Annotated in this window: 12 protein-coding genes; 4 read left to right on the top strand and 8 right to left on the bottom strand. The window is 70.1% G+C overall.

All coding sequences use genetic code 11. From position 1 onward, the window contains the following. Positions 1 to 10 precede the first annotated feature (10 nt). Entirely contained in the window at positions 11 to 370 is a 360-nt protein-coding gene (locus tag ACN6LD_RS04395; RefSeq protein ID WP_007383963.1) for an NADH-quinone oxidoreductase subunit A, read from the bottom strand. Between the two features lie 740 nt (positions 371 to 1,110). Between ACN6LD_RS04395 and ACN6LD_RS04390 the strand changes: the two genes are divergently transcribed. After that, positions 1,111 to 1,911, top strand: coding sequence for a C40 family peptidase (locus ACN6LD_RS04390; protein ID WP_319189295.1), 801 nt, complete (start codon positions 1,111 to 1,113; stop codon positions 1,909 to 1,911). Between the two features lie 382 nt (positions 1,912 to 2,293). On the opposite strand, the gene ACN6LD_RS04385 is transcribed toward ACN6LD_RS04390, so the two are convergent. Further along, a complete protein-coding gene (locus ACN6LD_RS04385) occupies positions 2,294 to 3,592 on the bottom strand; it encodes a geranylgeranyl reductase family protein (protein ID WP_319189309.1) in 1,299 nt (432 codons plus the stop codon). Positions 3,593 to 3,698: 106 nt separating this feature from the next. Between ACN6LD_RS04385 and ACN6LD_RS04380 the strand changes: the two genes are divergently transcribed. Both ACN6LD_RS04380 and ACN6LD_RS04375 read left to right on the top strand, forming a co-directional pair. Next, positions 3,699 to 4,205: a GNAT family N-acetyltransferase gene (locus ACN6LD_RS04380; protein ID WP_319189296.1), complete on the top strand. Its 507-nt coding sequence runs from the start codon at positions 3,699 to 3,701 to the stop codon at positions 4,203 to 4,205. Between the two features lie 105 nt (positions 4,206 to 4,310). Continuing rightward, complete coding sequence (locus ACN6LD_RS04375) at positions 4,311 to 4,652, top strand: PASTA domain-containing protein (protein ID WP_445042564.1); 342 nt, start codon at positions 4,311 to 4,313, stop codon at positions 4,650 to 4,652. A 252-nt stretch (positions 4,653 to 4,904) separates the two neighbouring features. On the opposite strand, the gene ACN6LD_RS04370 is transcribed toward ACN6LD_RS04375, so the two are convergent. The 4 genes from ACN6LD_RS04370 to ACN6LD_RS04355 are packed head-to-tail and all read right to left on the bottom strand — an operon-like array spanning position 4,905 to position 9,910. Then, positions 4,905 to 5,600, bottom strand: a complete 696-nt coding sequence (locus ACN6LD_RS04370) for a demethylmenaquinone methyltransferase (RefSeq protein WP_319189299.1) — start codon at positions 5,598 to 5,600, stop codon at positions 4,905 to 4,907. A gap of 32 nt (positions 5,601 to 5,632) precedes the next feature. Further along, a complete protein-coding gene (locus ACN6LD_RS04365; RefSeq protein WP_445042563.1) occupies positions 5,633 to 7,150 on the bottom strand; it encodes an acyltransferase family protein in 1,518 nt (505 codons plus the stop codon). Next, positions 7,147 to 9,474 (bottom strand): bifunctional polysaccharide deacetylase/glycosyltransferase family 2 protein, encoded by a 2,328-nt coding sequence (locus ACN6LD_RS04360; RefSeq protein ID WP_445042562.1) that lies wholly within the window; start codon positions 9,472 to 9,474, stop codon positions 7,147 to 7,149. The genes ACN6LD_RS04365 and ACN6LD_RS04360 overlap by 4 nt, the downstream gene beginning before the upstream one ends. Positions 9,475 to 9,493: 19 nt before the next feature. Continuing rightward, positions 9,494 to 9,910, bottom strand: coding sequence for a hypothetical protein (locus tag ACN6LD_RS04355; protein ID WP_445042561.1), 417 nt, complete (start codon positions 9,908 to 9,910; stop codon positions 9,494 to 9,496). Between the two features lie 307 nt (positions 9,911 to 10,217). On the opposite strand from ACN6LD_RS04355, the gene ACN6LD_RS04350 reads away from it, so the two are divergent. Next, positions 10,218 to 11,306 (top strand): chitinase, encoded by a 1,089-nt coding sequence (locus ACN6LD_RS04350; RefSeq protein WP_445042560.1) that lies wholly within the window; start codon positions 10,218 to 10,220, stop codon positions 11,304 to 11,306. Positions 11,307 to 11,376: 70 nt separating this feature from the next. Here the strand turns inward: ACN6LD_RS04350 and ACN6LD_RS04345 are convergent, their stop codons facing one another. Both ACN6LD_RS04345 and ACN6LD_RS04340 read right to left on the bottom strand, forming a co-directional pair. Then, the gene (locus tag ACN6LD_RS04345) at positions 11,377 to 11,982 is read right to left on the bottom strand and encodes a hypothetical protein (RefSeq protein WP_445042559.1); all 606 of its coding nucleotides are present in this window, start codon (positions 11,980 to 11,982) and stop codon (positions 11,377 to 11,379) included. A gap of 7 nt (positions 11,983 to 11,989) precedes the next feature. Further along, a partial coding sequence (locus ACN6LD_RS04340; protein WP_445042558.1) for a radical SAM protein occupies positions 11,990 to 12,836 on the bottom strand: 847 nt, incomplete at its 5' end.

Here is a 12,836-nt window from a genome sequence, read left to right as displayed (position 1 = left end):
TAAAGGCCCCTCAGTCCCATTCCAGGCCGCCGCGCCGCCACACGTACGCGTACGCCACGAAGACGGTGAGCACGAAGAGCAGCATCTCCACGAGCCCGAAGACACCCAGGGCGTCGAAGGTGACGGCCCAGGGGTAGAGGAAGACGATCTCGATGTCGAAGACGATGAAGAGCATCGCCGTCAGGTAGTACTTGATGGGGAAGCGCCCGCCGCCGGCCGGCGTGGGGGTCGGCTCGATACCGCACTCATAGGCCTCGAGCTTGGCGCGGTTGTACCGCTTCGGCCCGATCAGCGTGGCCATGACCACGGAGAAGATCGCAAAGCCTGCCCCGAGGGCTCCCAGTACGAGGATGGGCGCATACGCGTTCACCGCTCCTCGCTCCTCTCAGTCGGCACTGACTGCTGGCGATGGCATCGGACTCGCACTGGCCCGCAGGCCCGCGAACACCGCCCGTCCAGACGAAGATCGCGAACATGTGAAGCAGGTCACAAGCCCAACTGCCTCGCATCCTATGCCCGCCGCTCTGTGATCTGCGACACGGGGTATTACACAAGCTTTGTGATCTCCACCACCTGACGAACGATCATGAAGTCGTATCAGCAGTGATCTTCGTACGCGAAGCGTCAGAGTGATCACAAGAAGTGACATTTACGCTCGTCACCGCAGGCCGGCGAGGCGTCTCCATATCAAGAGGCTTCCCTTGCATGCAAATTGGAGATGGACGCGGGGTGCTGATAGCGGACCGCGTTCACACATCAGAGGGAGGCCGGGGCCGGATGTGGACGCGTGCACGCGTTCACGAGCGGAAGCGGTCATGCCGCAGGCGCGAGACGCAGGCGCTCCGGTAACCGTTCCGTGACCTCCGCCACACCCGTGAGGGTCGCCTAAGAGCGGGGCTTGGCCAACTGTCTCGACCGGTGGTAGGCGCGGGGCAATTCGGGCGTAACCGCGAAACATCATGATCACAGGCTTGATCACGTGCGTCCGCAATGTCCGTTACGGCGTCAATAAAGAACCCGGGACAGGGAATTTGGGGCGTCCGTTGAACAACTGTGGCGCACCACACGTTTCTTGAAGGTATGGAGGAGCCCCTGATACCGGTTGTACCCATGTCCCTCACCGCTCACATACGCAGCCACCGGAAACCCCGCCGCAGCGCGTCGACGATCGCGATGCGGGCCGGAGTCGCCAGTGGTGTTCTCGGCACGCTGGCCGTCGCCACAGCAGCCGGCTCGGCCAACGCCGCCGAGCCGGTGACGCAGACGCTCGAACTGCCCGTACTCACCGGCGACCTGGCCGCCCAGGTCGCGCAGTCCGCCCAGGCGACGCAGCAGGCCGCGGCGAACTACCAGCTTCACGCCGAGCGTGACGCGGCCGCCGCGTCCGCCGCCAAGGAGGCCAAGAAGGACCTCGCCGACGCCAAGGCGCAGGCGAAGAAGAAGGCCGAGGCCGCCCGCAGGGCCGCCGCCGAGCGGGCCACGCGCTCCGCCGAGCGGACCACGCTGACCTCGACGTCGAGCAGCGCCTACAGCAGCACGAGCACCTCCACGGCGACGGGTTCGGCCGCGGCCGTCATCGCCTTCGTGAAGGCGCAGATCGGCGACGCCTACGTCTCCGGCGGCACCGGCCCCAACTCGTGGGACTGCTCCGGCCTGATGCAGACCGCCTTCAAGCAGGTCGGCATCGATCTGCCGCGCGTCTCGCAGGACCAGTCGACGGCCGGCACCCAGGTGTCGCTGGACAACCTGCAGCCGGGCGACATCCTCTACTGGGGCAGCGCGGGCAGCGCGTACCACGTGGCGGTCTACGTCGGCGACGGCATGTTCGTCGGTGCGCAGAACCCGTCCACCGGCGTGGCCGAGAAGCCGCTGTCGTACGACCCGCCGAGCGGCGCGGTGAGGGTGCTCTGACCGCTCCCAGGCGCCTCTGAGGGCGCCTCACGCACGCAAGGGCCGCAGCCGCTCGGGGGCAGCGGCCCTTCGGGCTCTCCAGACACGCTCGGCCCGGGGCGGGGCACGCTCGGCCCGGGGCGGCCGGCCCGGTTCGGTGCGGTCGACGGCTCGTCACCCCGGGCGGCATCGCCGGGACCCCCGGGCGGCGTCGCCGGTACCCGCGTCGCGGGCGCCGGGCCGTCGACGGGCGACTGTCCGTTCATGACCCGTGAAACGACGAAGATACCCGACATGTCGGGCACTTCATCATTCGCGTGCGGAGAGAAGAGGGTTGCGCGCGGCCGGCCGCCGAACGGCGGGCCCTCACCGTCCGGTCGGGCCCGCCGGGGTCACCGCTCGGTCAGGCCTTCGGGGCCACCTTGCTCAGACCGTTGATGATGCGGTCCATCGCGTCGCCGCCCGTGGGGTCCGTCAGGTTGGCGAGCATCTTCAGGGTGAACTTCATCAGCATCGGGTGCGTCAGGCCGCGCTGGGTCGCGATCTTCATGACCTTCGGGTTGCCGATGAGCTTCACGAAGGCGCGGCCCAGCGAGTAGTAGCCGCCGTAGGTGTCCGCGAGGATCTGCGGGTAGCGCTGCAGGGCGAGTTCGCGCTGACCGGGGGTGGCGCGGGCGTGGGCCTGCACGATGACGTCGGCGGCGAGCTGCCCGGACTCCATGGCGTAGGCGATGCCCTCGCCGTTGAACGGGTTCACCAGGCCCCCGGCGTCGCCGACCAGCAGCAGGCCCTTGGTGTAGTGGGGCTTGCGGTTGAAGGCCATGGGGAGGGCGGCGCCGCGGATCGGGCCGGTCATGTTTTCGGGGGTGTAGCCCCAGTCCTCCGGCATGGACGCGCACCAGGCCTTGAGGACCTCGCGCCAGTCCAGCTCCTTGAAGGAGTCGGAGGTGTTCAGCACGCCGAGGCCGACGTTCGACGTCCCGTCGCCCATGCCGAAGATCCAGCCGTAGCCGGGCAGCAGCCGGTCCTCACCGGGGCCGCGGCGGTCCCACAGCTCCAGCCAGGACTCCAGGTAGTCGTCCTCGTGACGCGGGGAGGTGAAGTAGGTGCGGACGGCGACGCCCATCGGGCGGTTCTCACGGCGGTGCAGGCCCATCGCCAGCGAGAGACGCGTGGAGTTGCCGTCGGCGGCGACCACGAGCGGGGCGTGGAAGGTGACTTCGCGCTTCTCCTCTCCCAGCTTGGCGTGCACGCCGGTGATGCGGCCGGTGCGGTCGTCCACGATCGGGGCGCCGACGTTGCAGCGCTCGTGGAGGCGGGCGCCCGCCTTCTGGGCCTGGCGGGCGAGCTGCTCGTCGAAGTCGTCGCGCTTGCGGACGAGGCCGTAGTCGGGGAAGGAGGCCAGATCCGGCCAGTCCAGCTGGAGACGGACGCCGCCGCCGATGATGCGCAGGCCCTTGTTGCGCAGCCAGCCGGCCTCCTCTGAGATGTCGATGCCCATGGCCACCAGCTGCTTGGTGGCGCGCGGGGTGAGGCCGTCCCCGCAGACCTTCTCGCGCGGGAACTCGGTCTTCTCGAGGAGGAGTACGTCGAGGCCGGCCTTGGCGAGGTAGTAGGCGGTCGTGGAGCCGGCCGGTCCCGCGCCGACGACGATGACGTCGGCGGTGTTCGCGGTGAAGGGCTCGGAGTGGGGCTCGGTCACGGCGGTCACGGCGGGATCTCCCCAAGTTCGGAATCTGCGTGCCGACCGGCACTGGACACGGGCAGTCTATTCAGCAGAATTGATCACCCGGCTGAAGGGCTGCCCCGTGAACCGAGCTCTCCCCGTAGTACGGCTGCGCGTCCCCACGGACGAGGACGCGGTCGCCTGGCACCGGGTCTTCGACGATCCGGACGTCATGGAGTTCCACGGCGGGCGATCCGCGGAGCTCTCGGTCTACGAGGAGCTCACCGCCCGCCAGCGCCGGCACGACGCCGAGCACGGCTTCTGCCTGTGGACGTTGCTGGACGCGGACGACCGGGTCATCGGGTTCACCGGCGCCCAGCCGTGGCCGCGGGACTGGGGTCCCCGGGGAGAGATCGAGATCGGATGGCGGCTCGGACGGGAACACTGGGGCCGGGGATATGCGACGGCGGCCGCCCGGTCGACGCTGGAGCGGGTGCGGGCGGCCGGGGTGCCGGAGGTGGTGGCCATGGTCGACGCGGGCAATCGACGGTCCATCGCCGTCGCCGAGCGGCTGGGGATGCGGCTCGCGGAGGCGTACACCAGGCCACAGTCGACGCGGGAGGCGCGCTGCTACCGCCTCGCCTGGTGACGCCTGCGGTCACTTCGTGTAGTCGTCGGCTACGGAAAGACACCTGACGCTTCCGGACGGCGCCCCCGGGCGGTTACCCTGCCAGTACCGCTGGGGGTGACATCTGTGCTCATACCACCCAAAACACCCGAAGTGCGTGTGCCCCGGTTCATCGGACTGATGGCCGTGGACGCGCGCGAGGCGGCCGCGGCGCAGGGTGTGCTGCTGGCCGCGCCGGACCGGCCCGACTTCCGCGGCACGGTCGTCGACTACGTCGTACGGCAGTACCCGCCACCCGGTGTCGAAGTGCCACTGGGCGCGGTCGTCACCGTGTGGTTCGAGTTCCGCGAAGGAGAGGGCGGCGGAGGCGCGGGCGTGCGCGAACCGCGCGTACCGCGGCCGGGCGGGGGCGGTCTGGAGCGCGAGCTGGACCGGCCCAAGGCGCCCTTCGAGGCGATCACCGGGTGACGGCTGTACCCGCCCGAGGCTGTACGCGGTGACCGCGATATCGGGTGGCCGCGATATCCGGCGACGGCGATCACCTGAGGCGGCGATATCCGGTGACGCCGACCGTCGCCCGGAGCCGGGGACGGTCAGCCGGCCGGCCGCTGCGGGGTCCGCGATCGGCCGAAGTGAAAGGGGCCGGCCTTGGGCGAACGGGGCCGGCCTCAGGAGAACGGGTTCGGCCGGTCAAGGCCCCGCCGTGCCCTCGACTGCGCCTCAGGCCTCCTTGAAGCCCCGGTGCAGGGTCACGACGCCGCCCGTCAGGTTGCGCCAGGCGACCTTCGACCAGCCCGCCTTGCGCAGGTGCTCGGCGAGGGCGGCCTGGTCGGGCCAGGCGCGGATGGACTCGGCGAGGTAGACGTAGGCGTCCGGGTTCGAGGAGACCGCGCGGGCGACGGGGGGCAGGGCGCGCATCAGGTACTCGGTGTAGACGGTGCGGAAGGGCGCCCAGGTGGGGTGCGAGAACTCGCAGATCACGACGCGTCCGCCGGGCCGGGTCACGCGGTGCATCTCGCGCAGGGCCGCGTCGAAGTCCTGCACGTTGCGCAGGCCGAAGGAGATGGTGACGGCGTCGAACGAGTCGTCCCTGAAAGGGAGCTTCGTGGCGTCCCCTGCGGTGAACGGCAGCCAGGCGTGGTTCCTCTTGCCGACCTGGAGCATGCCGAGGGAGAAGTCGCAGGGGACGACGTACGCGCCGGTCTGCGCGAACGGGAGGGAGGAGGTGGCCGTGCCGGCGGCGAGGTCCAGGACCTTCTGCGCCGGGCGGGCGTCGACGGCCTTCGCGACCTCCTTGCGCCAGCGCCGGTCCTGGCCGAGCGACAGGACGTCGTTGGTCAGGTCGTACCGTTCCGCCACGCGGTCGAACATCGAGGCGACTTCGTGGGGCTGCTTGTTCAGGGAAGCACGGGTCACCAGGTCATTGTGTCAGCCCCTCCCCCGCCCGCTCACGGCAGGAGCCTCGGCTTCTTGCGCGCCGCCACGTCCTCCACCCATCCGCACAGCAGCACGAAGACGCCGATCAGCAGCCAGCCCACGCCGAACATGAACCACTGGCTCTCCAGCGGCAGGTACGTCTCGAACGCGGGGACGTCCCAGAAACGGTCGATCAGCGGGACGGCGAGGATCAGGGCGATCTCGTGCCACAGGTAGATCGTCACGGCGCGCGCGTTGAAGACGGTGACGATCCGGTTCGTCCGTCGGAGGCGGGTGAGCCGGGCGAAGTCGATGCCGAAGTACGCCTTCGCCCACATCAGCAGCATGACGAAGCCTGCCGACCAGAAGGCCTGCGCGAGGGGGTTCTCGTCGAGGTCGTAGGTGCCGAGGTCCGCCTGGTGCGCGAAGGCGTACCACCCGCCGAACGCGAGCGCCGCCAGGGACGCCGCGACCACCGCGGCGGGCCTCATGCGCCGTAGGACGCCGTCACGGTGCGCGAAGCCGAGCATCCAGCAGAAGAGGTACGTCGACAGGTCCCACAGGCCGGTGCCGACGCGGTTGTCGGGGCCCGCCCAGACGAAGCTCAGGACCAGCACCGGCGCGAGGGACAGCGTCAGCACGGGCAGCGGGGCGAGCCGGAACAGCCTCAGCAGGAGCGGGGAGAGCAGGACGAACCACACATACGTGCGCAGGTACCAGAGGATCTCCCAGGCCTGCTCGCCCCAGGCGCTCCCCGGCGGGTCGCCCAGCGGCACCACCCAGTAGACGATCTCCCAGCCCGGAATCCAGCCGTGGACCAGCATCCCGAGGACGACGAAGACGCCCCAGAACCAGAAGGGCGGCAGGAGCCGGCGCAGACGGCTGCGCACCACCTTCGGGGCCGGACGCTCCAGGGATTTCGCCATCAGGGTGCCGGCCAGGCCGAACATGACGCCCATGGAGGGGAAGACCAGGCCCGCCCAGGCCCAGCCGAAGGTGTGGTAGGCGACGACCCTGATCAGAGCCAGGGCACGGAGGGCGTCGAAGTACCGGTCCCGCTGGGGGGCCGCGGACTCGGGCCGGGTCTCCTCGCCCGTCGCCGGCTCGACGACGACGCCCTGCCCGGCCTGAGCCGGCCCACCCCTGCAGTATCTGTCATCCCTTTTTTCCCCGTTGTCCCCGTAGGCCCCGTTGTCCCCGTAGGCCCCGTCGTCCCCGTTGGCCCCGTCGTGTCCGTAGGCCCCGTAGTCCCCGTAGTCCCCGTTGGCCCCGTCGTGTCCGTAGGCCCCGTAGTCCCCGTAGTCGGGGCCGACCGCGTAGCCCGCGGTCTCCGTGCACTCCGGTCGATACGGCTGTTGCGGCGGATACGACTCCTGTGGATACGGCTGCTGCGGCAGGTGCTGCGCCTGGTGGGTGGACGGTTGCTGCGGCGCGTACGGGCGCTGCTCGCCGTGACCGTACCCGTACCCATGTCCGTAACCCTGCCCATGACTCTGTCCGTCCCCCTGCCCATGGCCCTGCCCGTACCCCTGCTGCCGGTCCCAGCTCATCGGCTCACCCCGGCCGGGGTGCCGACCTCGCCCGTGCGCTTGAGCTTCTGCCAGCGCAGTCGGCCGCCGGTGAGCGCGGTGATGCAGGAGTGGATGAGGACGAGGTACATCATCTGGCGGTAGGCCAGCTGTTGCAGCGGCATCATCAGCAGGTAGCGGTACTTCTCGCGGTCCAGCCGGAACGCGTAGGCCGCGCAGCCGAGCTGGACGCCGAGGACCGCGAACCAGGCCAGCAGGGCCGCCTCGAAGTCGATGAAGATCATCGAGTAGGCGGTGAAGACGTCGATCAGCGGGGCGAAGACCGGCGTGACGATCTGGAACAGGACCACCAGCGGCATCCCGACCCTGCCGAAGCGGCCCGAAGCGCCCCTGTCCGTCAGGGACTTGCGGTGCTTCCACAGCGCCTGCATGGTGCCGTAGGACCAGCGGTAGCGCTGGGACCAGAGCTGCTTCAGGGAACCGGGCGCCTCCGTCCAGGCCTTGGCGTGCTCCTGGTAGACGACCTGCCAGCCGGCGCGGTGCATGGCGATGGTGATGTCGGTGTCCTCGGCGAGGGTGTCCTCGCTCATGCCGCCTACGTCGAGCACGGCCTCGCGGCGGAACGCGCCGATCGCCCCGGGGATGGTCGGCATGCAGCGCAGCAGGTCGTACATGCGGCGGTCGAGGTTGAAGCCCATCACGTACTCGATGTGCTGCCACGCGCCGATGACGGTGTCGCGGTTGCCGACCTTGGCGTTGCCGGCGACCGCGCCGACGTTCGGGTCGGCGAAGGGCTGCACGAGCTGGTGCACGGCGTCCGGCTCGAAGACGGTGTCGCCGTCCATCATCACGACGATGTCGTGACGGGCGCTGCGGACGCCGTTGTTGAGGGCGGCCGGCTTGCCCGCGTTCTCCTGCCGGATGACGCGGACGTTCGTCATGCCGAGGGCCGCCGCCGCCTCGAGGGAGATCTCGGAGGTGTTGTCCGTCGAACCGTCGTCCACGACGATGATCTCGATCGGATGGGTGCTCTTCGCCAGCGACTTCAGGGTGTTGGCGATGCACTCCTTCTCGTTGTACGCGGGAACGATCACGCTGACCGGGCGGGTGACGGTCGGGCCCCAGCTGAAGCGGCGCCTGTTGCGCTTTCTGTGATGCCGGCGGGCCAGGATCAGCATCATCCCGAACCGGCCCATGACGGCCACGCCGACGATCATCAGCCCCACCGAAAGCGTCGGCACGGTCCACTCGGCGAGGGTGACCGCCGCGATCAGGGCTTTGCCCTCGTACAGGGTCACGCCGGTGGCCTCGCGGTGGGCCGCCTGAAGTCGGTCGGCCGCCCCGCCGGCGGTGTCGCCGGGCTCACCCGTCCCGCCGACACCGGCGACACCGGCGACGCCGCCGGTGACGGCCGCGCTCCCACCGTCGGGGGTCTCCGTGCCGGACGTTCCGCGGGACGCCGCGGTCCGCTGCTGCTGCATCGCGCCGCTGATCGTGGTGAAGGCGTAGCCCGCTGCCTTCATCTTCTTGATGTACGCCGGCAGCGCCTTGATCGTCTGCGAGCGCTCGCCGCCGGCGTCGTGGAAGAGCACGGACGCGCCCTTGCCGTCCTCCGGCGTCGCCCACTCGATGATCTTCGAGACGCCCGGCCTCTTCCAGTCGTCGCTGTCGGTGTCGACGAAGACGCTGGTGTAGCCGTTCTCGCCGAGCTCCTTGTAGACCGGCCAGCTGTAGTTGTCGATGGCGTCGGTCTCGGAGGAGTACGGGGCCCGGAACAGCGTCGTGGTGATGCCGGCCGCGCCGGCGAGGGCGAGCTGGGTCTGCGTCATCTCGCGTCGCACGCGGGCGTCGGACTGGTAGGAGAGGTCGACGTGGGTGAAGGTGTGGACGCCCACCTCGTTGCCCTGCTTGACCATGTCCCTCACGATGGCCGGGTAGCGCGAGACCATCGAGCCGACCAGGAAGAACGTGCCGGGCACGTCGTACTCCCGGAGGATGTCCAGCACCTGGGGCGTCCAGGTCGGGTTCGGACCGTCGTCGAAGGTCAGCGCGATCGTCTTGTCCGGCACCGAGACCGTGGTGGCCTGCCCGCCCCGGAAGGTCAGGATCGGGCCGCCGTCGAGGACGCCCTCGGGCACCTTGCTGTCGCCGGCCCCGGTGCGCACGCGCTGGTCGCCGCCGACCTCGGCGCGCAGATAGCCGTCGAGGAGCATCACGCTGGTCAGCGCGAGCAGAAGCAGCAGGGCGAGGATGACGCGCGGTTTCTGCAGCGCCGCGGCCTTGCCCGCCGCCCGCTCGATGCGGGTGGGTGCGCGGCGGCGGCCGCGGGAGGAGGTGGTCGTCATGGGAGTGGCTGCGCTCCGGTCAGTTGGCGGCCGCGGAGGCGGTGGCGGTGGCGGTCGGGGCCGAGCCGGGCGGCTCACCGGCGGCGCCGCCGACGGGCGGGGCGCCGGTGGGCTCCGCGGGCGGGGCGCCGATGCCACCCTGCGGCTGGACGCCCCCGGGGCCGGAGTTCCGGGACCCTCCCGGGCCGCCGTTGCCGAACGGCAGCAGGGAGGACGGGGTCAGCGAAGTGCCCCAGCCCATGAAGGCGGCTCCGAGCACGACTGCGTACGTGAGACAGCCGACGCCCAGGACGAGACCCGCCCGGCGCAGCAGCTTCGACCTGCGTCCGGAGCTGTCGACGAACACGGGCCCCTCGGCGGAGGCGTCGTCACGTTTGCGGCTGCGACGGCTGCCGCGGGCGGCGGCACGACTTTCGATGGCGGGCTCGGATTGCATTCACCGGATATTAGGGAGCCTTTATGTGGGGCAAACTCTGCGTTGAGTGTGAGAGACCCATGAGAAACACCCGAGTCTGTCACTTGCCTGAGAGATCTCCGAAAGCAGTGCGCGAACCCGATCCTTCATGGGACGGTCGATTGCCCCTTTTGGGTGGACGGATATCACGTTTTGCGCGCTTGCATCCCTGAACCGACTGTGTGGCCACTGTTCCCGCGCGATCCGCCGAGATGTGAGACATTCCCAATTCGGGAACGCACATTGTTTCCCGTCCGAGGCAGAAATCACGAGAGCTGGTGCTTGCGCAATGAGGAGTCTCCTGATGCCGACGGCCGGGGTCGCCTGCCTGATCGCCCTGGCGTTGGCGGGATGCTCCGCGCATTCCGACGGCACGGCGGACGACGCGGCCCCCGCGGCCACCGGCCGGGCCGGCGGTAGGTCCGTGAGCGGCTCACCGTCGACGAACGGCTCGCCGTCCGCCAGCGGCTCACCGTCGAGCAATGCCGGGGAGTCCGGTGCCGGCACCGCCTACGCGCCCTACGTGAGCGCGGACGAAGCCTCCGGCAACGATTCCGCCGGCTCGCCGACGACGTACAACCTGGCGTTCGTCATCGCCGACGGCCGTGACTGCACGCCGAAGTGGAACGGCGTCGGCGCCCTCGGGGACAAGACGGTGAAGTCCCGTATCTCCGCGCTGACGAGGACGGGCGCCACGGTGCGCGTCTCCTTCGGCGGAGCCTCCGGCACGGAACTGGCGGCCGCCTGTGGCAGCGCGTCGGCCCTGGCGAAGGCGTACGGGGACGCGCTCGACGCGGCCGGCTCCACGCAGGCCGACTTCGACGTCGAGGGTGACGAACTGACCGACTCCGACTCGGTCGCCCTGCGCTCCGCGGCGATCGCGGCACTGCAGAAGGAGCGTCCGGACCTGGAGGTCACCTTCACGCTCCCGGTGATGCCCTCCGGGCTGGACTCCGACGGCCTGGCGCTGCTGGCGTCGGCGAACAGGTACGACGTGCAGGTCTCCACCGTCAACCTCATGACGATGAACTACGGCGAGTCGTACGCCGGTGACATGGGCGGATACGCGATCACTTCGGCGACGGCCGCGCAGGCGCAGCTGAAGAAGGTGTTCGGGACGGACGACTCCGGCGCGTGGAGGGGGATGGCGCTGACGTCCATGATCGGCACGAACGACGTCGACAACGAGACGTTCACGCTCGCCGACGCGGTCCAGGTGCGGGCGTTCGCCGAGGAGAAGGGCATCGCCTGGGTGTCGATGTGGTCGACGTTCCGGGATCAGCAGTGCGCGGCCGGCTCGGCCACGGACGACGCGTTGACCAACTGCAGTGGGGTCGAGCAGGAGGAAGGAGCGTTCGCGGAGGCGTTCTCGCGGTAGAGCGCTCGCGGCCCTCCCCCGCGCTGCTGACGGGACGCCCTCACCGGCGGGCGCTCCTGACGGGACGCCCTCACCGGCGCCGGTAGACGAGGCGGCCGTCCGCCACCGTGGCCACGCAGGTGCCCGCGCCGCGCTCCGCGAGTTCGGCCTCGTCCCGTACGTCGAACACCGCGAAGCGGGCCGCGGAATGCCGCTCCCGCGGCCGCGCGAACTCCACCGGGATCCCGGCGGCGTACGGGTCGAGCGCGGGTGTCCCGCCGGGACGTCCGATCCGGCCCATGCCCGCCAGCGCGGACCGGTGCAGGGCCTCCCGCACCGCGCGGTTGCGCAGGTCCTCGCAGGCCGCTCTGACCGTGCCGTGCGCCAGCATGCGCTGCACGCAGCGCCGGACGCTCGCACTCCAGCGGACGTCGTCCATGGCGAGGGCCGCCAGCGCCTCCCCGGTCAGCGGCTCGACGCCCAGTTCGCCGGCCTCGCGGGGGTCCGGGTGGTACGCCTCCTCCAGCAGCTCGTTGCCGTGCAGGTTGATCAGCCCCGGCGTCAGGATGCCGGGCCACGTCCGCACGCGCGCGCCCGGATGGGCGGCGACGAGTTCCGCCAGCGGCCCGGCGTCGGCGATCCATGCGCCCTTGACGGCCAGCGCCCGGTCCCTGGAATCCGTGTGAATGGTCAGCATGCGGCGGCTAGTTGGACGTCAGCAGCTTCAGCTCGGGGTGAGCCGTGCCGCCCTCGATGGCCGTGGACGAGATGTGGGACATGACCCGCTCGTCGACCGGGTCGTTCGCCGGGTCGTCGTGCACGACGAGGTGCTCGTACGTCGTGGCGCGCTGGGCCGGGACGCGGTCCGCCTTCCTGATCAGGTCGATGATCTCCAGGCGGTTGGAGCGGTGCTTGGCGCCGGCCGAGGAGACGACGTTCTCCTCCAGCATGATCGAGCCGAGGTCGTCGGCGCCGTAGTGCAGCGAGAGCTGGCCGACCTCCTTGCCCGTCGTCAGCCAGGAGCCCTGGATGTGCCGCACGTTGTCGAGGAACAGCCGGGCTACCGCGATGATCCGCAGGTACTCGAAGAGGGTCGTCTGGGTGCGGCCCTTGAGGTGGTTGTTCTCGGGCTGGTACGTGTACGGGATGAAGGCGCGGAAGCCGCCCGTGCGGTCCTGCACGTCACGGATCATCCGCAGGTGCTCGATGCGCTCGGCGTTGGTCTCGCCGGTGCCCATCAGCATGGTGGACGTCGACTCGACGCCCAGTCCGTGCGCGGTCTCCATGATCTCCAGCCAGCGCTCGCCGGACTCCTTGAGCGGGGCGATCGCCTTGCGCGGCCGGGCGGGCAGCAGCTCGGCGCCGGCGCCCGCGAAGGAGTCGAGTCCGGCCGCGTGGATCCGGGTGATCGCCTCCTGCACGCTCACCTTCGAGATCCGCGCCATGTGCTCCACCTCGGACGCGCCCAGCGAGTGGATCACCAGCTGCGGGAACGCCTTCTTGATGGCGGAGAAGTGCTGCTCGTAGTACTCGACGCCGTAGTCCGGGTGG

The sequence above is a fragment of the Streptomyces sp. SAS_272 genome, from assembly GCF_052543235.1.
This window is presented reverse-complemented; position numbering and strand designations above follow the sequence as displayed.

Coding starts and splice junctions, on each gene's coding strand:
- ACN6LD_RS04390 (WP_319189295.1), top strand. CDS start 1,111: ATGTCCCTCACCGCTCACATACGCAGCCACCGGAAACCCCGCCGCAGC.
- ACN6LD_RS04365 (WP_445042563.1), bottom strand. CDS start 7,150: ATGAGCTGGGACCGGCAGCAGGGGTACGGGCAGGGCCATGGGCAGGGG.
- ACN6LD_RS04360 (WP_445042562.1), bottom strand. CDS start 9,474: ATGACGACCACCTCCTCCCGCGGCCGCCGCCGCGCACCCACCCGCATC.
- ACN6LD_RS04355 (WP_445042561.1), bottom strand. CDS start 9,910: ATGCAATCCGAGCCCGCCATCGAAAGTCGTGCCGCCGCCCGCGGCAGC.
- ACN6LD_RS04350 (WP_445042560.1), top strand. CDS start 10,218: ATGAGGAGTCTCCTGATGCCGACGGCCGGGGTCGCCTGCCTGATCGCC.
- ACN6LD_RS04345 (WP_445042559.1), bottom strand. CDS start 11,982: ATGCTGACCATTCACACGGATTCCAGGGACCGGGCGCTGGCCGTCAAG.